General features: G+C 57.5%; 19 protein-coding genes. 4 read left to right on the forward strand and 15 right to left on the reverse strand.

What is annotated here, in order from left to right; translation table 11 throughout:
* Positions 1–17: 17 nt before the first annotated feature.
* Positions 18–296 carry a hypothetical protein gene (locus SNL23_RS23740; RefSeq protein WP_003218744.1) on the reverse strand — a complete coding sequence of 93 codons (279 nt, stop codon included), beginning with the start codon at positions 294–296 and terminating at the stop codon, positions 18–20.
* A 217-nt stretch (positions 297–513) separates the two neighbouring features.
* On the opposite strand from SNL23_RS23740, the gene SNL23_RS23745 reads away from it, so the two are divergent.
* Entirely contained in the window at positions 514–1,551 is a 1,038-nt protein-coding gene (locus SNL23_RS23745; protein ID WP_076017318.1) for a patatin-like phospholipase family protein, read from the forward strand.
* 129 nt (positions 1,552–1,680) lie between these two features.
* On the opposite strand, the gene SNL23_RS23750 is transcribed toward SNL23_RS23745, so the two are convergent.
* The 6 genes from SNL23_RS23750 to kdpF all read right to left on the reverse strand — a co-directional run bounded on the left by SNL23_RS23750 (position 1,681) and on the right by kdpF (position 9,808).
* On the reverse strand, positions 1,681–2,376 hold the full coding sequence (locus tag SNL23_RS23750) for a response regulator (protein ID WP_003218747.1): 696 nt from the start codon (positions 2,374–2,376) through the stop codon (positions 1,681–1,683).
* Positions 2,377–2,521: 145 nt separating this feature from the next.
* Positions 2,522–5,173 carry a sensor histidine kinase KdpD gene (locus SNL23_RS23755; RefSeq protein WP_318303760.1) on the reverse strand — a complete coding sequence of 884 codons (2,652 nt, stop codon included), beginning with the start codon at positions 5,171–5,173 and terminating at the stop codon, positions 2,522–2,524.
* Positions 5,174–5,316: 143 nt separating this feature from the next.
* Positions 5,317–5,862, reverse strand: a complete 546-nt coding sequence (gene kdpC / locus SNL23_RS23760) for a potassium-transporting ATPase subunit KdpC (protein ID WP_076017316.1) — start codon at positions 5,860–5,862, stop codon at positions 5,317–5,319.
* A gap of 67 nt (positions 5,863–5,929) precedes the next feature.
* Positions 5,930–7,987 carry a potassium-transporting ATPase subunit KdpB gene (kdpB, locus tag SNL23_RS23765; protein WP_173860411.1) on the reverse strand — a complete coding sequence of 686 codons (2,058 nt, stop codon included), beginning with the start codon at positions 7,985–7,987 and terminating at the stop codon, positions 5,930–5,932.
* A gap of 24 nt (positions 7,988–8,011) precedes the next feature.
* Positions 8,012–9,709 (reverse strand): potassium-transporting ATPase subunit KdpA, encoded by a 1,698-nt coding sequence (kdpA, locus tag SNL23_RS23770; protein WP_076017314.1) that lies wholly within the window; start codon positions 9,707–9,709, stop codon positions 8,012–8,014.
* Between the two features lie 9 nt (positions 9,710–9,718).
* Positions 9,719–9,808, reverse strand: a complete 90-nt coding sequence (gene kdpF, locus SNL23_RS23775; RefSeq protein WP_003218754.1) for a K(+)-transporting ATPase subunit F — start codon at positions 9,806–9,808, stop codon at positions 9,719–9,721.
* A 311-nt stretch (positions 9,809–10,119) separates the two neighbouring features.
* On the opposite strand from kdpF, the gene eat reads away from it, so the two are divergent.
* The 3 genes from eat (at position 10,120) to SNL23_RS23790 (ending at position 12,439) form a co-directional block, all read left to right on the forward strand.
* Positions 10,120–11,484: an ethanolamine permease gene (gene eat / locus SNL23_RS23780; RefSeq protein ID WP_076017313.1), complete on the forward strand. Its 1,365-nt coding sequence runs from the start codon at positions 10,120–10,122 to the stop codon at positions 11,482–11,484.
* A 111-nt stretch (positions 11,485–11,595) separates the two neighbouring features.
* Positions 11,596–11,763, forward strand: coding sequence for a DUF2897 family protein (locus SNL23_RS23785; RefSeq protein WP_318303761.1), 168 nt, complete (start codon positions 11,596–11,598; stop codon positions 11,761–11,763).
* A 97-nt stretch (positions 11,764–11,860) separates the two neighbouring features.
* Positions 11,861–12,439 carry a TetR/AcrR family transcriptional regulator gene (locus tag SNL23_RS23790; protein ID WP_318303763.1) on the forward strand — a complete coding sequence of 193 codons (579 nt, stop codon included), beginning with the start codon at positions 11,861–11,863 and terminating at the stop codon, positions 12,437–12,439.
* Between the two features lie 26 nt (positions 12,440–12,465).
* On the opposite strand, the gene SNL23_RS23795 is transcribed toward SNL23_RS23790, so the two are convergent.
* The 8 genes from SNL23_RS23795 to SNL23_RS23830 form a co-directional block, all read right to left on the reverse strand.
* On the reverse strand, positions 12,466–12,798 hold the full coding sequence (locus SNL23_RS23795) for a ComEA family DNA-binding protein (protein WP_318303764.1): 333 nt from the start codon (positions 12,796–12,798) through the stop codon (positions 12,466–12,468).
* Positions 12,799–12,909: 111 nt separating this feature from the next.
* Positions 12,910–14,904 (reverse strand): polysaccharide biosynthesis protein, encoded by a 1,995-nt coding sequence (locus tag SNL23_RS23800; protein ID WP_318303788.1) that lies wholly within the window; start codon positions 14,902–14,904, stop codon positions 12,910–12,912.
* Between the two features lie 74 nt (positions 14,905–14,978).
* On the reverse strand, positions 14,979–16,019 hold the full coding sequence (locus SNL23_RS23805) for an MraY family glycosyltransferase (RefSeq protein ID WP_318303765.1): 1,041 nt from the start codon (positions 16,017–16,019) through the stop codon (positions 14,979–14,981).
* On the reverse strand, positions 16,019–16,978 hold the full coding sequence (locus SNL23_RS23810) for a UDP-glucose 4-epimerase family protein (RefSeq protein ID WP_318303766.1): 960 nt from the start codon (positions 16,976–16,978) through the stop codon (positions 16,019–16,021). Before SNL23_RS23810 ends, SNL23_RS23805 begins: the two co-directional genes overlap by 1 nt.
* Entirely contained in the window at positions 16,978–18,231 is a 1,254-nt protein-coding gene (locus tag SNL23_RS23815; RefSeq protein WP_318303767.1) for a glycosyltransferase family 4 protein, read from the reverse strand. Before SNL23_RS23815 ends, SNL23_RS23810 begins: the two co-directional genes overlap by 1 nt.
* 12 nt (positions 18,232–18,243) lie before the next feature.
* Positions 18,244–19,374 (reverse strand): non-hydrolyzing UDP-N-acetylglucosamine 2-epimerase, encoded by a 1,131-nt coding sequence (gene wecB, locus SNL23_RS23820; protein WP_318303770.1) that lies wholly within the window; start codon positions 19,372–19,374, stop codon positions 18,244–18,246.
* A gap of 24 nt (positions 19,375–19,398) precedes the next feature.
* The gene (gene wbjC / locus SNL23_RS23825; protein ID WP_318303771.1) at positions 19,399–20,517 is read right to left on the reverse strand and encodes a UDP-2-acetamido-2,6-beta-L-arabino-hexul-4-ose reductase; all 1,119 of its coding nucleotides are present in this window, start codon (positions 20,515–20,517) and stop codon (positions 19,399–19,401) included.
* Positions 20,518–20,520: 3 nt separating this feature from the next.
* A complete protein-coding gene (locus SNL23_RS23830; RefSeq protein ID WP_318303772.1) occupies positions 20,521–21,555 on the reverse strand; it encodes a polysaccharide biosynthesis protein in 1,035 nt (344 codons plus the stop codon).
* Positions 21,556–21,568 lie beyond the last annotated feature (13 nt).

Raw genomic sequence — 21,568 nt, forward strand, 5'->3', positions numbered from 1 at the left:
ACAGTTGCTATGCGGGGTTAGCGCCCTGCACGGGACTCACGAATGTAGAAGCGGGCCTTCTCGGCCTTGGTCGAGCAGCCTTCAAAGGCTTCGAACTGCTGCTGGGTCTTGGCGCCAGTCAACAACGACAGAGCCTTGGAGTAACTCACGGTGCCGGCAAAACCTTCGGCCTTGGCCAGGTCCAGCTCGTGCCACGCCGCATCCAGTTGCGTGCCGCAGCTGTCGCGATAAGCGGTTTTCCCGGCACAACCGGCCAGGGCCAACACGATCACAGGCACACACATCCAGGCTTTCATCAAATGACACCTCAAGAAAAGAAAAAACAGTCACAGCTGTAGACGTTGCCTACACAGAAAAGTGCCTTATCCGACTGCCTGAATCCGCAGCTCCGATTGCCAGAGCATACCCGAGCATGATCGCCCGCTCGCGAAAATAATCGGTTGTGACAGTGATGATTGAAGCGCGCCCCTCGATGGGTGCATTGTGGGTACCTGTTTTACGAAGGATCAGGTCATGAACAAACGTGTTGCATTGGTGCTGGGGTCCGGTGGCGCCCGGGGCTACGCCCATATCGGCGTGATCGAGGAAATCGAAAAACGCGGCTACGACATCGCCTGCATTGCCGGCTGCTCCATGGGTGCGGTGGTGGGTGGGATCTATGCCGCGGGCAAGCTGGAAGCGTATCGAAACTGGATCGAAAGCCTCGACTACCTCGACGTACTGCGCCTGGTCGATGTGAGCTTTCGCCTGGGGGCGATTCGTGGCGAAAAGGTCTTTGGGCAGATCCGCAAGATCGTCGGCGAGATCAATATCGAAGACCTGCGCATTCCCTACACCGCCGTGGCCACCGACCTGACCAACCAGCAGGAAATCTGGTTCCAGGAAGGCTGCCTGCACCAGGCCATGCGCGCCTCGGCGGCGATTCCCAGCCTGTTCACACCGGTGATGCAGGGCAACCGCATGCTGGTGGACGGCGGCCTGCTCAACCCGCTGCCGATCGTGCCAGTGGTGTCGAGCCATTGCGACCTGATCATCGCGGTCAACCTCAACTCCACCAACCAGAAGCACTACACGCTCCCGGTGATTCAGCGTCCGCCGGCGTTCAGGAGCCGCTTCGATAACCTGGTGCGTTCACTGGGTTCGCACTTGCCGTTTCGACGCAAGCAGGCCGAGCAATTATTGATGCTGGAACAGGAAGCGCTGCTGGCCCAGGCCGCCGATATCAACCCGTGGCTGGACTCTGCCGAACCCGAGGCGCAACAACCGGCGGCGGCACCGGAAAAGGCCGGGGCGCCAAAGTCGGCGACCGGCTCGTTCATCATCGATAACGTGGGGCCGGCGTCGCTGCTGGACCTGATCAACCAGAGCTTCGAGGTGATGCAGACGTCATTGGCGCAGTACAAGATCGCAGGGTACCCGCCGGATATTCTGATCAACGTGCCGAAGCGGGTGTGCCGTTTTTTCGAGTTTTACAAAGCGCCGGAGTTGATCGCGCTGGGCAGGGAGATCGCCAGCGATACGCTGGATCGATATGAGAGTGAGCAACACTGAGGTTTTATAAGCAGGGCTTTTGTGGCGAGGGAGCTTGCTCCCGCTGGAGTGCGAAGCGCTCCCGGGATTTTGGGGCTGCTGCGCAGCCCAACGGGAGCAAGCTCCCTCGCCACAGGTTGAGCTAACGCTTCAGGCCTCGGTGTTCAACAACCGATAGCCCACACCGGCCTCAGTCACGATAAACCGTGGCTGAGTCGGATCATCCGCCAGTTTCTGGCGCAGATGCCCCACCACAATCCGCAGGTAATGGCTGTCTTCGGTATGGGTCGGGCCCCAGATATCCTTGAGCAGTTGCTGCTGGGTGATCACCCGCCCGGGATGCCGCGCCAGTTGCGCCAGCACCGCGTATTCCTTGCGGGTCAGCGCCACTTCGACACCGTCCAGCAGCACCCGCCGATAAGCCAGGTCTACCGTCAGCGGGCCAAACCGCAATGCCGCTTCCTGTGCCTCCCCCGCCGGCGCCTGACGCAGCAACGCCCGTACCCGCGCAAGAAACTCCTGGATGCCAAACGGCTTGGTCACGTAGTCGTTGGCGCCGTTGTCCAGCGCCTCGACCTTTTGCACTTCGCTGGCCCGTACCGACAGCACCAGCACCGGCACCGTGGACCATTCACGAAACTCGCGCAGCACTTGCTGGCCGTCCATGTCCGGCAGGCCGAGGTCGAGCACCAGCAGGTCCGGTTTACTCAAGGCGGCCTGGGCCAGGCCTTCGTTGCCGGTGCCGGCCTCGATCACTTTGTAGCCCTGGGAGGCCAGGCTGATACGCAAGAACTTGCGGATCTGCGGTTCGTCGTCAATGACCAAAATCGTCGCAGTCTGGCTCATGGTGTCCAATCAAAATCCGTGAAGAAACATTTCATTGTAGGAGCGAGCTTGCTCGCGAAAAACGCAAGGGCTGCGCGTTAACTCAGAACACCATCATCATCGTTAACGATCTTCGCGAGCAAGCGCTAGGCGCCCCCCCTCAATCCTACAGTTCGCTTTCCAGGCCAGGCTGGGTCTGCAATGGCAGGAATAAAGTGATGCAGGTACCGCGACCTTCGATGCCCTCGGCCACGCTGATATGCCCGCCGTGCGCACCGACCATGCCCTGGCAGATCGCCAGGCCGAGCCCGGTGCCCTGCCCGCCACGATCACCTCTGGCGGCGGTGTAGAACATGTCGAAAATCTTCGCCCGCTCCTCCTCGGGAATGCCCGGGCCTTCATCGGCGACCGCAAAGAACAATTGATTATCCTGCACACCAGCACTGAGTTGCAGGCGGCCTTGTGGCGGTGAGAAGCGTGCGGCGTTTTCCAGTACGTTGACCAGCGCCTGCTCGATCAAGGCCGCATGCACGTACAACAACGGCAGTTCGGGCGGCACGTCGGTGGTCACTTGCAGCGGCGCCAGCACCGCGCGCAAACGGCCAAGGGAACTGCCGACGATATCGCCGGGTGAGACCCAGTCCCTTGCCAGCTTCAGCGCGCCGTGGCCCAGGCGAGTCATGTCCAGCAGGTTCTGGATGTAGCGATCCAGGCGCTCGGCCTCATCGCGGGTGCCTTCCAGCAGCTCCCGGCGATCTTCCAGGGGAATCGCTTCGCCGAGGGCCAGCAGGCTGTCGATGCTGCCACGCATGGAGGTCAGCGGTGTGCGCAAATCGTGAGACACGGAGGCCAGCAAGGCGCTGCGCAATTGCTCGGTTTCGCCGTGCAGGCGTGCCGCTTCGAGTTCCTGGCCAAGCTGCGCACGGGCCAGGGCTTGAGCCAATGGCTGGCTCAAGGCGGTGAGCAGACGACGGCGCTGGCCGCTCAGTTCAAGCCCGGCTTTCGGGCTGACACCGAGCAGGCCCAACGGGCCCTCTTCGCTCGACAACGGCCACCACCACCAGCGCCCGAACGGCAAGGTACCGGTGCCCATGCCGGCTGGTTGATCGTGCTGCCAGGCCCAATCGGCGGCGGCGCGCTCGGCTTCGGTGAAGGTGATCGGCCCGCCGGTCTCGACCTTCCAGTCGCCCTGGCCGTCGCGGTTGAGCAGGCACAGTTGCAGGTCGCTCCAGCCTTCCAGGTGATGCGCGGCTGCACTGATCACCGCCTGGCGATCGGTGGCAGCGGTGAGCTTGCGGGACAGGTCGAGCAGCTCGCTGGTTTCTTCCTGGGTGTCGCGCAACGCTTGCAACTGCCGACGCTGGCGCGCGGCCAAGTTGCCGGTGAGCGCGGCCATCAGCAGGAAGAACAACAGCGTCAGCACGTCCTCTTCACGCTGGATGGCGAAGGAGAAATTCGGTGGGATAAACAGAAAGTCGTAGCTCAGGAATGACAGCGCCGCACACGCCAACGCCGGGCCCAAGCTGCTACGTACCGCTACCAGCAATACGGCGGCGAGGAACACCAGAGAGATATTCGGCAACGGCAAGGCACTGGCGACACCCCATGCGACTGCGGCCGCGATCACGGTCGCCACCACCGCCAGGGCATAGTCAAACCACACCAGCCCACGCACATCCGGCAGGCGCGGCGGGGCCGGCACTTCGTCGCTGTCGAGGACATTGATTTCCAGGCCCCGGGCATTGCGCAGCAAGCGTGAGGCCAAGCCACCCCCAAACACGGTGCGATGCCAACGCGGCCGGGATTGCCCCACCAGGATCAAGCTGGCACGACGCTCGGCTGCGTGCTGGATCAGCGTCTTCGCCACCTCCCCCGCCCGCAGCAGCACCACTTCGCCGCCAAGACGCTCGGCCAGTTGCTGGGCGTTTTGCAGGCGCAGGCGCGATTGTTCATCCCGCACCCGGCCGTTATCCACATGCACAAGGCTCCACGGCAAATGCCGACGCTGGGCCACACGGCTGGCATGACGCACCAGGCGTTCGGCCTGGGCATCGCCGTCCACACCCACCAGCAACCGGCCACGCACGGCGGGCGCGGCTTGGCCCAGTTGGCGATAACCCTGGGCCAAATCATCGTCGACGTGGGCCGCCGCGGTTTGCATCGCCAGCTCGCGCAGGGCCATGAGGTTGGTCTGGGTGAAGAACGCATCGATGGCGGCGCGGGCCTGTTCCGGCACGTAGACCTTGCCGTCACGCAGACGCTCCAGCAATTCGCGGGATGGAAGGTCGATCAGCAGCAGCTCATCGGCTTCCTGCAAGACCCAGTCAGGCAAGGTCTCGCGCACTTGCACGCCGGTGATGCCGCGCACCTGGTCATTGAGGCTTTCCAGATGCTGAACGTTGACTGTGGTGAATACGTTGATCCCGGCAGAGAGCAATTCCTGGATGTCTTGCCAGCGTTTTTCGTGGCGGCTGCCGGGGGCGTTGCTGTGGGCCAGTTCGTCCACCAGCACCAGTTTGGGCTTGGCGGCGAGCAGGCCGTCGAGGTCCATTTCCTCCAGCATCACGCCGCGGTATTCGGAGCGCAGCAGCGGCTGTTGTGGCAGGCCGCTGAGCAAGGCTTCGGTCTCGGCGCGGCCGTGGGTTTCCACGACGCCGGCGATCAGCCGCACGCCCAGGCGCAGCTGGGTGTGAGCGGCCTGGAGCATGGCGTAGGTCTTGCCCACGCCGGGCGCGGCGCCGAGGAAGACTTTGAGCCGGCCACGGCCGTCCCGGGGTAGATCGGCTAACAGGGCATCGGCGCGGCCGGAGTCGCTCATGCGGGCGGGCTTCCTTCAGGTGTTGATGTGGGTTTCTTGAGTCCGCCTTCGCGAGCAAGCCCGCTCCCACATTTGACCGCATTCCAAACATGAAACTCAGTCGAATGTGGGAGCGGGCTTGCTCGCGAAAGCGGCGCCACGGTTTACAGTTTTTCCAGGGCCATGTTCAACGCCAGCACGTTCACCACCGGCGGGCCCACCAACGGGCTTTCGATGTGCTCGTCCATCAAGCGCTCCAGGGTCGCCACCGGCAGATTACGTGCGGCAGCCACCCGGGCCAGTTGATAGGCAATCGCTTGTGGTGGCAAGTGTGGATCAAGACCGCTGCCGGAGGTAGTCAGCATTGCTATCGGCACCGGCCCCTGACCGGGTACCAGCAGCTTGTTGGCGTCGTCGAATACGCGGGTAGCCAAGGCCGGGTTGCTTGGGCCGAGGTTGCTGGCGCTGCTGGAAACCGTCGCAAACGCGCCGGCAGATGGTCGTGGGTGGAACCAGCCGTCACCAGTGAAATCCTGGGCGATCAGGCTCGAACCGCGAACCTTGCCGCTGGCATCGTGTACCAGGCTGCCGTTGGCTTGGTCAGGGAACGCGACTTGCGCCACGCCAGTGACAACCAGGGGATAGGCCACGCCGGTGATCAGGGTCATCAACACCAGCAGGCTCAGGGCCGGGCGGATTATGTTGGACATTTCAAGTTCCTCAATTCGGTTATTGCAACCTGCAGGCACCGGTTTGCCGGCGCCTGCAGGCATCGGGTCAAACCAGGTGCAGCGCGGTCAACAGCATGTCGATCGCCTTGATGCCCACGAACGGCACCAGAATCCCCCCCAGGCCGTAGATCAGCAGGTTGCGACGCAGCAATGCCGCCGCACTCGCCGCCTGTACGCGCACACCGCGCAGTGCCAGCGGGATCAGCACCACAATGATCAGCGCGTTGAACACGATGGCCGAGAGGATCGCGCTTTGCGGGCTTTGCAGGTGCATCACGTTGAGCACGCCCAGTTGCGGGTAGATCGAGGCAAACAGCGCCGGCAGGATCGCGAAGTACTTGGCCACGTCGTTGGCGATAGAGAACGTCGTCAGCGCACCGCGGGTTACCAGCAATTCCTTGCCGATCTGCACCACGTCCAGCAGCTTGGTCGGGTCGCTGTCGAGGTCGACCATGTTGGCCGCTTCACGGGCAGCCTGGGTGCCGTCATTCATCGCCATGCCGACGTCCGCCTGGGCCAGCGCGGGGGCATCGTTGGCACCGTCGCCGCACATCGCAACCAGGCGACCGTCGTTCTGTTCGTGACGAATGCGTGCCAGCTTTTTCTCTGGCGTCGCTTCGGCGAGCACGTCATCCACGCCAGCTTCAGCGGCAATCGCAGCAGCGGTCAGCGGGTTGTCACCGGTCACCATCACGGTGCGAATCCCCAGCTTGCGCAACTCGGCGAAACGTTCACGAATGCCAGGCTTGACCACGTCCTTGAGGTGAATCGCGCCGAGCAATTTGCCGTCGGCACACACCAGCAAAGGCGTGCCGCCGCTCTGTGCGATCTTGTCGATTTCCCGGGACAGCGCCGGTTGCAGGTCGCGGCGTTGCAGGCCGATAAAGGCCAGCAGCGAATCTACAGCGCCTTTACGGAATACACGGCCCTGGTAGTCGACGCCGGACAGGCGGGTTTCCGCGCTGAACGGTACGGAGGTCAACTCATCCGTCGATGGCTCGGCTTGCGGGTGCTGGCCACGCAGGTACTCGACGATGGATTTACCTTCGGCCGTGTCGTCCGCCAGGGACGCCAGCAGTGCGCCTTCGGCCAGCTCCTTGCCGCTGACACCGGGCGCGGCGATGACGTTGGTGCAGCGACGGTTACCGAAGGTGATGGTGCCGGTTTTGTCCAGCAACAGCACGTGCACGTCCCCCGCCGCTTCCACTGCGCGGCCGGACTTGGCAATCACGTTGAGGCGCACCAGGCGGTCCATACCGGCAATACCGATGGCCGACAACAGGCCGCCGATGGTGGTCGGAATCAGCGTGACCAACAGCGCCACCAGGAACACCAGCGGCAGGTTGCCATTGGCGAAGTGGGCGAACGGCTGCAGGGTCACCACCACCAGCAGGAAGATCAGCGTCAGGCCGATCAGCAGGATATCCAGCGCGACTTCGTTGGGGGTTTTCTGGCGTTTGGCGCCTTCCACCAGGGCAATCATGCGGTCCAGGGTCGACTCGCCCGGGTTGGCGGTGATGCGGATCATCAACCAGTCCGAAACCAGGCGGGTGTTGCCGGTGACGGCCGAACGGTCGCCGCCGGATTCGCGGATAACCGGAGCCGATTCGCCGGTGATCGCCGCTTCGTTGACCGCGGCAATCCCTTCGATGACTTCGCCGTCACCCGGGATCATTTCCCCAGCGGCCACACGTACCACATCACCTTTGCGCAGGCTGGTGGCCGGTACGACTTTGAAGCTGCCGTCGGTTTCCTTGCGGCGGGCGCTGAGGCCCTCGCTACCAGCCTTGAGGCTGTCGGCGCGGGCCTTGCCGCGACCTTCAGCCAAGGCTTCGGCGAAGTTGGCGAACAGCACGGTGAACCACAGCCACACGGCGATTTGCACGGCGACGTAGGTCGGTACGGCAACATCCGGCACAAAGCACAGGACGGTGGTGAGGATCGCGGTCAGTTCGACCACCAGCATCACCGGCGAACGCTGCAGCTGGCGCGGGTCCAGCTTGACGAAGGCCTGGACCAGCGCCGGGCGCCACAGGGCCGACATTGCGGTTTTGGCCGGCTCCTGGGTTTTGACGGGAGCCGCGTTTTTTGCAGGCAAGTTCATTTTCATATCCCCTAGGCTCTTCATTTAAAAAGCAGCCATGCTCAAATGTTCAGCAATTGGGCCCAGTGCCAGCGTCGGCAGGAAGGTCAGGCCGCCCACCAGCAAAATGGTCACGGTCAACAGGGTCACAAACAGCGGGCCGTGGGTCGGGAAGCTGTTCTGGCCAATCGGTGCGGTCTTCTTCATCGCCAGGCTGCCGGCCAGGGCCAGTACCGGGAGGATGTAGCCGAAGCGGCCAAGCAACATCGACAGGCTCATCATCAGGTTGTGGAATGTGGTGTTGGCGCTGAAACCGCCGAACGCCGAACCGTTGTTCGCACTGGCCGAGGTGTAGGCGTACAGCAACTGACTGAAACCGTGGGGGCCAGGGTTACTGATGGCGCCAGCCGGGCCAGGCAGGCTGGCGGCGATGGCGCCCAGCACCAGGGTGCCGACCGGCATCACCAGCAAGGTCACGACCAGCAACTGCACTTCCTTGGCCTGGAGTTTCTTGCCGAGGTATTCCGGTGTACGGCCAATCATCAAGCCGGCGAGGAATACCGCGATCAACACGTTAAGCAACATGCCGTACATGCCGGCACCGACGCCGCCGAAGATCACTTCGCCGACCATCATGTTGACCAGCGAGACCATCCCACTCAGAGGGTTGAGGCTGTCTTGCATGCCGTTGACCGAACCGTTGGACGCGGCGGTCGTAGCCACCGACCACAACACGGTACCGGTGGTGCCGAAGCGCGCTTCTTTACCTTCCTGCGGCGCGGCCTGTTCAACCGCCGGGTTGTTCAGCGCCGGGTTGGGCTGGTACTCGGCCCACATCGCGGTAGCGCCGCCGATGATGAACAAGGCCAGCATGCAACCGAGGATCGCCCGGCTCTGACGCAGGTCTTTCACGTAGTGGCCAAAGGTGAACACCAGCGCGACCGGAATCAGGATGATCGCGCCCAGCTCAAACAGGTTGGCCCAGGCAGTCGGGTCTTCAAATGGATGCGCCGAGTTGACACCGAAGAAGCCACCGCCGTTGGTGCCCAATTGCTTGATCGCAATCTGGCTGGCGGCCGGGCCCAGTGGGATCACCTGGTCAACACCCTGCATGGTTACCGCGCTCACATAGTGCGCGAAGGTTTGTGGTACGCCCTGCCAGACCAGGAACAATGCAAACACCAGGCACATCGGCAGCAGGCCGTAGAGCGTAGCGCGGGTCATGTCGACCCAGAAGTTACCTAAAGTCTTGGTGGATTTGCGACCGATCCCACGGCACAACGCGACGAGTACCGCGAGACCGGTGGCCGCACTGACGAAGTTCTGCACGGTGAGGCCAGCCATCTGGCTGAGGTAGCTCAGGGACGCTTCACCACTGTAGTTCTGCCAGTTGGTGTTGGTCATGAAACTGATCGCGGTGTTAAACGCCAGGGTCCATTCCAGCCCCGGCAATTTCTGCGGGTTCAGCGGCAGATACTGCTGGAACAGCAAAAACGCGAACAGCAGCAAGAAACCCGCAAAGTTGAAGGCAAGCAAGGCCAGCGCGTATTTCTGCCAGCTCTGTTCCTGGTCTGCATCGACACCCGAGAGGCGATAGCAAACGCGCTCGACCGGGCCGAACACCGGCGTGAGCCAGGTTCGCTGCCCTTCCATTACCTTGTAGTAGAACCGCCCCAGGGCCGGTGCCGGAATCAGCACCAAGGCAAAGAAGGCGATGATCAGCCAATAGTCATAACTGTGCATAGCCTGCTCCTAGTTCCGATCCGCGCGTAACAGCGCAACCAGCAGATAAATGAACAGCGCCACAGCCAACAGCAGTGACACCCCGTCCAGAACGCTCATGGAAGTTTCTCCGTCGTGCGGCGACTGCCGCGTGTAGGAGGATTGTCCGCAGGAGTGGCGTAAAGGAACGAGAGCGACGGTATGGGTGGGGCGTAAAGACGGCGTAAAGAGTGGGTTTATGCGGGGTTTACAGGCGGATTTGTGAGCGTTTCCTGTAGGCAGCGCCCTTATCTGGTGCAGGCCCAGGGCGCATTCAAACGCCAAACCGTCCCCTCGGCGACAGTTCGGCGTCTTTACGACATGGCATTGATGAATGGCATGTCCGCTGCAATGCCCTGAAACATTCCAAACCGTTCAGGGAGTGCTACACGATGAACACACAACTCAAACCCACCTTGGGCACCCTGCATTTGTGGGGCATCGCCGTCGGGCTGGTGATTTCCGGGGAATATTTCGGCTGGAGCTATGGCTGGGGCGTGGCAGGAACACTGGGCTTCCTGGTGACCTCATTGATGGTCGCCGCCATGTACACCTGCTTTATATTCAGCTTCACCGAACTGACCACCGCAATTCCCCACGCTGGCGGCCCGTTTGCCTACAGCCGCCGGGCGTTTGGTGAGAAAGGCGGATTAATTGCCGGGTTGGCGACGCTGATTGAATTCGTGTTCGCCCCGCCCGCTATCGCCCTGGCCATCGGCGCCTACTTGAATGTGCAGTTCCCGGCCCTTGATCCGAAACACGCGGCCGTCGGCGCTTACATTGTATTCATGGGCCTGAACATCCTCGGCGTGAAGCTGGCGGCGACCTTTGAACTGGTGGTATGCGTGCTTGCCGTCGCCGAGTTGCTGGTGTTCATGGGCGTAGTCGCCCCCGCGTTCAGCTTCAGCAACTTCGCCCTGAACGGCTGGGCCGGCTCCGACACTTTCGGCGCGCCGGCGATTGCCGGAATGTTCGCGGCGATTCCATTTGCCATCTGGTTCTTCCTCGCCATCGAAGGCGCCGCCATGGCCGCCGAAGAAGCGAAAGATCCCAAGCGCACCATTCCAAAAGCCTACATCAGCGGCATCCTGACCCTGGTAGTGCTGGCGATGGGCGTAATGTTCTTTGCCGGCGGCGTCGGCGACTGGCGCACCCTGTCAAACATCAACGACCCCCTGCCCCAGGCGATGAAAACCGTAGTCGGCGACAGCTCGGGCTGGCTGCACATGCTCGTGTGGATCGGCCTGTTCGGCCTGGTGGCCAGCTTCCACGGGATCATCCTCGGTTACTCCCGCCAATTCTTCGCCCTGGCGCGCGCGGGCTACCTGCCCTCTTTCCTGGCCAAACTGTCGCGCTTTCAGACGCCGCACCGGGCAATCATCGCTGGCGGCATCGTCGGCATCGCCGCCATCTACAGCGATGGACTGATCAACCTGGGCGGCATGACCCTGACCGCCGCAATGATCACCATGGCCGTATTCGGCGCCATCGTCATGTACATCATGAGCATGCTCAGCCTGTTCAAACTGCGTAAGACCGAACCGCTGCTGGAACGCACGTTCCGCGCACCGGGCTATCCGATTGTGCCGGGGATTGCACTGGTACTGGCCGTGGTGTGCCTGGTGGCGATGGCGTGGTTCAACGCGCTGATCGGGCTGATCTTCCTGGGTTTCATGGTGGTGGGGTTCGTGTACTTCCAACTGACCGCGCAAGACCGCGCCGATGCGCCCGCGGATGCGATGTTGACCGGGCTATAAGGTTACCGGGGCAGAACGGGCCTACAATGAACTACTAAGAAAGCCCGTTACTCAAAGCAGTCATTACCGTGGGGAAATGTCCCCACGGTTTGCTGCCTCAAGGAGAGCCCTATGCCGTGGTATGCCTGGTTGATATTAGTGGTCGCGATCGGTTCGATCGTCGGTGGTTTGCTGATGCTGCGAGACAGCGCCAACAAGGTTGAATTGACCGAAGAACAACGCAAGCGCGTGGCAGAACGAAATGCCCAGGCGGACTCCAAGGACGCGCAGGATCGTTGAGGCTAGCGGCTCCTCGTTGAGCCGCACAATTTTGTAAACACCCGCGTATGCCCCGCCAAGCTTGGTTAATATGGCCTGACGTTTCGGAGGCCTTCCCATGCGCTATTCACAAGACCACAAAGCCCAAACCCACCAGCGCATCATCAAGGAGGCCTCGGTACGCTTTCGCCGTGACGGCATTGGTGCGACCGGTTTGCAGCCACTGATGAAAGCGCTGAACCTGACCCATGGCGGGTTTTATGCGCACTTCAAGTCCAAGGATGAGTTGGTGGAGAAGGCGTTGCAGGCCGCGGCGGCAGAGCTGGATGCGCATTGCGAAAAGCTGTTTAGCCAGGAGCGGCCGCTGGAGGCGTTTATCGACAGTTATCTGTCGGAATGGCACCAGACCTCGCCGGATCAAGGCTGCCCGCTGACGACGATGTCATCGGAGATGGGGTTGCGTGGGCAGCACAGCCGCACGACGGATGAGGTGCTCAATGCGCGGCTCAAGCAGGTTGAGGCGGCTCTTGGAAGTCCGAATGCCGGGCAGCAGAGCCTGGTGCTGATGTCGACGCTGGTGGGGGCGTTGGTGTTGTCGAGAAGTGTGGAGAGCGCCGAGTTGGCGACGCGAATTCTTGATGGGGTGCGGGGGTGCTTGAAGGCGGAGGTTGTTGAGCAAAAGAAAGCCGGTCGATGACCGGCCTCCTCGCCTGTTTCAGGTTCTTATTTCACCTCAAGCCTGTCGCGGTTCTTTTCCAGAAGCGCTTTGCCGATTCCCTTTACTTCCAGTAACTCATCTATCGCCGTGAAGGGGCCGTTGGTTTCACGGTAAGCGATGATGGCCTTGGCTTTGGCTGCGCCGATGCCGAAGAGATCGCGGCGCAGGGTTTCGGCGTCGGCGGAGTTGAGGCTGACCTTGGTGGTTTGGTCGACGTTGGCCATTTGGGTGGTGATGGGGGTTGGGGTTTCTGGTTTGGTGGAGGGTGCGGCTGTGGTGGCTAGCGAGATGCTGGTGAGGAAGGCGAAGATGAGGGATGAGAAATAGGCTTTATGCATTGGTGACGCTCCATGACATCGATAAGGGAAAAGCAGCTTTTCCGAAGCTGCTTTTCAAACTTAGGCGATGTTTGGGGAGAGTCAAAAATGGGTGAGTTACAGGGTGTGAGTTCAGGGTTCCAGACGGCGTTGCTGGTAGATCCAGTCGACGATTTCGCCGTCTGGGGAGTAGCCGCTGACGGTGTCACGTAGAAGCTGACGAACTCGGGTGTAGTCGTCCTGGTCCACAGCAGCAAGCAGTTCGGTCAGTTTGACCTTGAGTACATCCCAGGCCAAATGATCTTCATTGGCGCTCATGATCATCGGGTGTTGGGTAGCCACCACGTTGTCACCGATCAGCAACTCTTCGTAAAGCTTTTCGCCCGGACGTAGGCCGGAGAACTCAATGGCAATGTCGCCGTGGGGATTTTTGTCGGAGCGAACGCTCAAGCCAGACAGGTGAATCATTTTCTCTGCCAACTCGACGATTTTTACCGGTTCGCCCATGTCCAGCACGAACACATCGCCGCCCAGCCCCATGGAGCCGGCCTGGATGACCAACTGGGCTGCTTCGGGGATCGTCATGAAGTAACGAGTGATTTTCGGATGGGTCACCGTTAACGGGCCACCGGATTTGATTTGCTTGTGAAACAGCGGGATCACCGAACCGGATGACCCCAATACATTTCCGAAACGGACCATGGTGAAACGGGTTTTATTGACTCGAGATATATTGGGTTTATCGCCAAACAATACCGGAGCCAGCTCCCGACTAAGAGCCTGCAGGGTCAACTCAGCCAGCCGCTTGGTACTACCCATGACATTGGTAGGGCGTACAGCCTTGTCTGTAGAAATCAGTACGAAGTTGGATACACCAGCCTGAAGAGCGGCCTGTGCAGTATTCAACGTACCAATCACATTATTCAGTACACCCTCGGCGATATTGTGCTCAACCATAGGCACGTGTTTGTAAGCAGCGGCGTGGTAGACGGTATCTACGCGCCACGTCTTCATCACATCCAGTAACTTGGATTGATTACGCACCGACCCCAAAATTGGCAACAGCTTCACAGGCAGAGATTCGCGCATCACACGCTGCTCAAGCTCCGAGAGAATACTGTAGAGATTGAACTCGCTGTGCTCAAACAACAAGATTGTGGTGGGGCGTAGGGATAGAATTTGGCGGCAAAGTTCAGAACCAATGGAGCCGCCCGCCCCCGTCACCAGAACACTTTGCCCCTTGATACAGTGCTCCAGGAGTTCACCTTGGGCAGGAACTGCATCGCGCCCCAACAAATCGGCGATGTCGACTTCCTGAATATCGTCCACCTTGACCCGCCCACTAGCCAGATCCATAAAGCCGGGAACACTGCGTACGTGCAGGGGGAAGCCCTCAAGGAAACCGAGAATTTCACGCCGACGACCTCGGCTGGACGATGGAATGGCCAACAAAATTTCTTGAGCGCCAGTAGCGTCGATCATGCGCTGAATGTGCTTGGCTTTGTAAACCTGCAATCCTGAGATTACTCGACCAGTAATACTTTCGTCGTCGTCAATGAACGCCACCGGGCGCATTACTCTGCCCATACGCAGGGCTGCGACCAACTGATTGCCGGCAGCACCGGCGCCATAGATTGCAACGCGCGGCAGCCCGTCTTCTCGGCTGGTAAACGGCACGTGTTGCGCCGCAGCAAACCAGTCGCCCAAAAAATACTGGCGCATGGCAAGACGCAGACCGCCAACCATGATCAGGCTAAGCCACCAATAGTTGAAGATAATCGAGCGTGGTACGACATTCTGGTGGTTGCTGTACCAGTAGACTACGACGCCAAGAATTAAGGACGAAAGGCTGACCGCCTTGATAATTGCTATGAGTGCGTCGTTACCAAAATATCGCATGACCGCACGGTACATGCCAAAACGAACAAAGAGAGGAATAGCGACAATAGGAGCGGCTAAAAACAACCACAAATGATCTAGAAAAGGATTGACCATCTCATCAATACCAAGGCGTACGACAAATGCAAGCCAAAGCGCGGCCCAGACTAAAAATACATCTGTCGCAACCTGAATAAGTCGTTTTTTGCGGCGCGGCAATCCCACCAAGAACGCCCGTAATTTCTCCATAACCCCTTTGCCCACCTCAGACTGCTCCTAAAATTTTCCACTACATCTCTCGACGCGTGCTGCATGACTCTTCATCAGTTGTTACCGGGACTCGCTGTGTCTACTTTTTCCAATGCGCCCGCATGATACTTGAACGCCAGGATGACCAGCGGTACGTAGGCAACAGTTAGTCCCGTTGCCCCGTCCAATCCCAGCAACATCACGCATAACGCCAAAGGAAGCAACCAAAACAGGTTGAGCATCGCTACCCCCAGAGTCACGGGCAAATGCTTGCCGAACTGCCGGGATGCAAACTGATAAGCATGGCTGCGATGCGCTTCGTATACTTTATCACCCCGTATGAGCCTGCGAATGAGGGTGAACGTCGCATCCACAATGAAGACGCCGAGCAGGATCAACCAAACCCACAGCAACTGCGTGGATGCCCAAGCAGCTTGGATAGAGATCGCGCCGAGTACCATTCCCAGAAAACCGCTACCCGCATCGCCCATAAAGATACGAGCAGGAGGGAAGTTCCAGCAAAGAAACCCTACGGCTGCCGTTGCCAATATGAGAGGTAGCCAGACTAAGTCCTCGTAGCCACATAGCCAATAAATCAGGCATGCACCAAGGCTTACACAGATGGCCTCCACGCTGGCAATGCCATCAATGCCGTCCATGAAGTTGTACAGATTGAGCATCCATACCAGATAAAAAGCGGCAAAGACACCGCCCGCCAAACCAGAATTTATGGTCATGCCGAAAATCACTACAGGTGGCAGCCCCCCCAACCAAAACAGTGCCCAGGCAGACGCAACAAAGTGCCCTAGTAAACGCCACCGTGCAGCGATGTGACCGTGATCGTCCATGAAGCCTATGATCGCGATCAACGCACCAGCACCGCCCACTGCAATCAATACATCAAAGGCAACAACGTGCATCCAACCCAAAAAAGGCAGCGCGAACAAGAACGCGAGCACAATGGCAACGCCCCCCCCCCGAGGAGTAGGCACCGAGTGAGAGCTACGAGCGTTTGGAATATCAATAATGCTGCGTGCCAATGCATAACGTCGTAATCCCGCAGTCAATGCAAAGGACAGCAGAGCCACGACGACGATCAACCACCAATAAGTCATTATTTTTCACATTCCATATAATGTTTTGCAGCCCGCTCCAGTGCGCTATCCACGGATACTGGTGGAGTCCATTGCAATAAAGAGCGGGTTTTATCTATATCCACAGACAACGAACCACATAACCGTTGCGACAAAGAACGCTTACCAAGCACATTGGCGGCGCAGCTAAGTATCCAACTGGGAATTGGCAAAAGCCGCGCCGATTTACCCAGCGCCTTGGCCATACGGCGTAAAAGTTGAGTAGTCGATAGATCTTCACCGTCGCTGACCAAAAATGTCTGGTTAGCTGCTTGAGGATGAACACGCGAGATGAGGATCAGGTCAACCAGATTGTCCAGCGCAACCAGGCTGCGTGTGTTGTGTATAGAGCCAAAGGGTAGAGGGATACCTTTGTCCAGCCAGCGCATCATGTTCAGGAAGTTGGCTTTCACGCCTGGACCGTAAACCAATACCGGCCGAATAATAACGACCTCGATTGGCATATGGTTGGCCAGCTCCCTCAAACGCTGCTCTGCTTCCATCTTGGAAACACCATAAGGGTCGCGTGGGTCAGCAGGGTCATCTGCAGTATATGGCTTACCTGGCTGGGTGCCCTCACCATTTACTTTGATGGAACTGATGAAAACAAAACGTCGAACGCCAGCTTCCGCGGCTTGCCGCGCTAGGTGCAGCGTACCCTCGACATTCACTTTGCGAAACGCCGCCAACGGATCGGTTTCAGTATCGTTCATCACGTGTACGCGAGCAGCACAATGCACCACTGAGTCGACCCCAACGAGATGTTCGCGCCAGTCAGCCGCTTCAAAAGATTCAAAACGAACGACATGCACGCTGCTCTCAACTTGATCAGATCCGCTGCGAACAGCCGCTTTTACGTTGATCCCGTCAGCGACCAAACGGCGCATCACGGCGCTGCCAACAAAACCGGTTGCGCCGGTTAAAAAAACAGATTGCGGCATTACAGGCGTCCTTTACGTAACGTTGCATCGCGAAATAACTGTTCCAGACGAGCCAACAATGCTGGCTTTGAATAATTATCCAGATAGTACTTACGGCCGAAATCGCCCATACGCGTGCGTTGATCTGCGCTCGTGCCCACTAATTCAAGCGTTATGCGCGCGAGTGCAGTGGCATCGCCCGATGGACACGACAAGCCCGCACCGGACTCGTCAATAACACGTGCGGCCTCACCATTGATCATGCCCAGTATCGGCTTACCAGAAGCCAAATAGGCCTGGACCTTTCCGGGAATGGTTTTCTCGAATACGTCGTTCGTCTTCAGAGAAACTAGTAGTGCATCGGCACACGCGAATAATGCTGGCATTTCTTCCAAGGGGTGGCGCCCCAGTAACAGGACGTTGTCCAATTGTCGAGCTCTCACCTGACCTGCAAGCCAGTCGCTCATGCGGCCATCACCCACAATCACCCAACGTACAGAGACTTTATCGGATAATTCTTGCGCCGCCTCGATAACCGTGGGAAGGTCCTGAGCCTCGCCTAGGTTGCCCGCAAACAAAACAGTAAACACCGCGTCGTCACGCGCGAGTAGAAGCGAAGGCGAAGGCTCTGCTCCGGAAAAATCATCCTCGGCCCAACTAGGGAAATAAACCAAACGCTCGGGAGCAATTGCCTTGGTGCAATAACCCTTCACGTTTTCAAGAAAACCGTGGGATTGCAGCAGAAGATAGTCCGCTCGGTTATAAATCCAGGAGACCATCTTCCCTACAATCGCCAGCAGCCCAGGGTGACGCAACACACCAACGGCCCGAAGAGTTTCAGGCCATAAATCCAGAACCCAGATGAACACAGGCGCTTTTTTCAATCGCCCAATCACCAAGGCCGGTATTGCCGCCATGATGGGCGATACTGCGTAAACAAAAACCGCATCAAACTTTTTACCCCGCAACTTCCATACTCCCATGGTTGAAGCTGCGGCAAAAAAAGATAGATAGTTCAATATCAAGCTGATGCTCCGTTTGCCACGGGTGATCAACGGGACACGAACAATTTTCGCACCTGAATACTCCATAAAACTATCTGGCTGCGCACGGTAACGCTCGAAGACACTGCCTTCCGGATAGTTAGGAAGCCCGGTCAAGACAGTGACAGCATGCCCTTTCTCGGACAAGTCCCGAACGAGATCATTGATGCGCATGTTTTCTGGCCAAAAATACTGTGTCACTACCAGAATGTTCAGCTTTTTATCAGGCATTGAAATAACTCGTCAGTAGCGTTTCCAGACAATCCGATTCACGTAATCCGTATAGCTATGGATAATCCTAGTAACTTTCTCCGCCACGTTCGGCATGCTGTAATCCTCAACGAGGCGCAGGGTTCGATTGTCTCCCGCCCCCTGACTTTCCAGAATATTTAGACCCTGAAGGACACGTTCAACCTCCAGCCCGACCATCATGACCGCTGCTTCTTCCATACCCTCCGGGCGCTCATGCGCTTCGCGAATATTCAAGGCTGGGAAGTTTAGGATGGAAGACTCTTCATTGATCGTCCCGCTGTCCGACAACACCGCCTTGGCGGAAAGTTGCAACTTGTTGTAATCCTTGAAACCCAGTGGCTTGAGCAGTTGTACATTTTTGTGGAAAGAAACGCCCATCGTGTCCACCCGCTTCTGTGTCCTGGGATGAGTCGATACGATGACGGGAAGCCCGAAGTGAGCAGCAACAGTATTCAGCACGTCTACCAGTTTGAGGAAGTTTTTATCTGAGTCGATATTTTCTTCGCGGTGCGCACTGAAGACAAAAAATTTGCCGTACTGCAGACCCAGACGCTCTAAGACATCCGAGGCATCGATGCCCGAACGATAGTGAGTGAGTACCTCGAACATCGGGCTCCCAGTCTTGATCACCATGTCTGGCGACAACCCTTCCCTTAACAGGTAATCGCGCGCGATAGTGCTGTAAGTTAGATTGATATCGGCGGTATGGTCAACGATTCGTCGATTAATCTCTTCCGGTACCCGCATATCAAAGCAACGATTGCCTGCTTCCATGTGAAACGTAGGGATCTTGCGGCGCTTGGCCGGAATGACCGCCATACAACTGTTGGTATCACCTAGAACAAGCAACGCCTCCGGCTGCACTTCCGCCAATACTCCATCAACAGCAATAATCACATTGCCGATAGTCTGCGCACCGCTTACGCCCGCTGCGTTAAGAAAGTAATCCGGTTTACGGATGCCCAAATCCTGAAAAAAAATTTCGTTGAGTTCATAGTCATAGTTTTGCCCGGTATGGACCAACACATGGTCACAATGCCTGTCGAGCGAATCAATGACTCGCGACAGACGAATAATCTCGGGCCGAGTGCCCACTACCGTTACAACTTTCATTTTTTTCATGACTGTCTCAACTGGAACGTGCATTTAGGCTTCAGTGCCCACGGGCAGTGCATAAGTATCAGGGTGCTCACGATCAAAGATTTCGTTAGCCCACAACATGACAATCATTTCGTCACGCCCAACGTTAGTAATATCGTGGGTCCATCCCGGCACAGTTTCCACGATTTCAGCTTTTTCCCCCGTCGTGAACAACTCGTAAAATTCCCCCGATACGATATGCCGGAATCGGAAACACGCTTGACCTTTGATCACCAAAAACTTTTCGGTTTTTGAGTGATGATAATGACCACCCCGCGTGATCCCAGGGTGCGCAGTAAAATAGGAAAACTGCCCAGCGTCTGGGGTCTTGAGCATTTCCACGAAGACACCGCGTGAGTCCTCATACTTGGGAATATCATAGGTAAAACGCTCGGGCGGCACATAACTGAGATAAGTAGAATAGAGGGCGCGAACGAGCCCGGTGCCAACCGCTTCTGTGATTAGCGTCTCACGGCTATCCCGAAACGCTACTAGTTGTGCAGCAAGCGAAGCCACCGTTATTTCATAAGTGGGCTTTACCTCTACGAAAGGTTTTCCAGACAGCTTGCCGTCCATCACTGCAATAAAATAAGAGATAACGTCGTCGATATACACCAACGTGATAGCCGTATCTGGATTATTAATCTGAATCGGCTGATAACGGGCAATATTGTTACAGAACGTCGCAACTGCCGAGTTGTAATTAGGGCGAGCCCACTTACCAAACACATTTGGCAAACGGAAAATATTCACGGGGACACCGTGCTCTGTCTCTAACTCAACCAGCGCGTGTTCAGCAGCCAGCTTACTGACACCATAGACGTTATCCAGCTCTGCCTGACTGGACGACGTATAAAGTACCGGAATTTTCCTACCACTAGCGATGATACCGTCACACACCGCACGTGTGAGATCCGTGTTACCGGTTTTAAACTCGTCAGGGTTTTTCGGACGATTGACACCGGCCAAATGAAATACAAAATCGGCCTGGAAAAGCATCTCTTTCAGCGTCGAAATGCTGTCCTCACGCGAAAACTGCAAGACCTCAACATCCTGACGCTCCTGCAAGTGCGCGTTAAGATTCTTGCCTACGAAACCCTGCACGCCTGTGATGAGTACCCTCATGACTTACTCCTCAGGGGTGACAAATTCGCCACGCTGGATTGCACGCATGAACTCAAGCCTCAGCAGCAATTCTTGCATTCCTTCAACGTCTAGCCGCTCTGTATTATGAGAGTTGTAGTCCTCCATCGTGGAAATCCTTTCCTCGCCCTCCTCAACAAATTTGCTGTAGTTTAAATCACGCAAATCAGGCGGTACGCGGAAATAATCCCCACGGTCCTCCGCGCAAGCCATCTCTTCACGACTCAGAAGCGCTTCATATAGTTTTTCACCATGACGGGTACCTATGACCTGAATAGGATGCTCAGGAAGCCCCATCATTACTGTCAGCGCTTTAGCCAATGTCGCCACTGTGGCTGCGGGTGCCTTCTGCACGAAAAGATCACCATTGTTGCCGTGCTGAAATGCATAGAGAACAAGATCGACAGCATCACCTAGCGTCATCATGAACCGAGTCATGTTCGGATCAGTAATAGATAACGCTTTGCCAGCTCGAATTTGCTCGATAAACAACGGAATAACAGACCCTCGGGACGCCATCACGTTGCCATATCGAGTACCACAAATGACAGTTTTGCTTTCGTCTACGTTTCGTGACTTAGCCACCATGACTTTTTCCATCATAGCCTTGGATATACCCATTGCGTTAATAGGGTAAACAGCCTTGTCAGTACTGAGGCATACGACTCGCTTTACTTCGTTTTGGATCGCGGCCTCAAGTACGTTGTCAGTACCAACAACGTTGGTTTTAACAGCCTCCATCGGATGAAACTCGCACGACGGCACTTGTTTAAGCGCCGCCGCGTGAAAAATATAGTCTACTCCCCGAGTGGCGTTCAACACACTCTGATAGTCGCGCACGTCGCCGATATAAAACTTAAGCTTCGCGCTATTGTAACGCTTACGCATATCATCTTGCTTTTTCTCATCGCGACTGAAAATGCGAATTTCAGCAATATCGGTATCTAAAAAACGCTTTAGCACGGCGTTTCCAAACGAGCCAGTGCCGCCGCTAATTAATAGTTTCTTACCTGAAAACACAAAACCTCCGATA

This window comes from Pseudomonas sp. SED1 (assembly GCF_034044025.1).
GTDB lineage: Bacteria > Pseudomonadota > Gammaproteobacteria > Pseudomonadales > Pseudomonadaceae > Aquipseudomonas.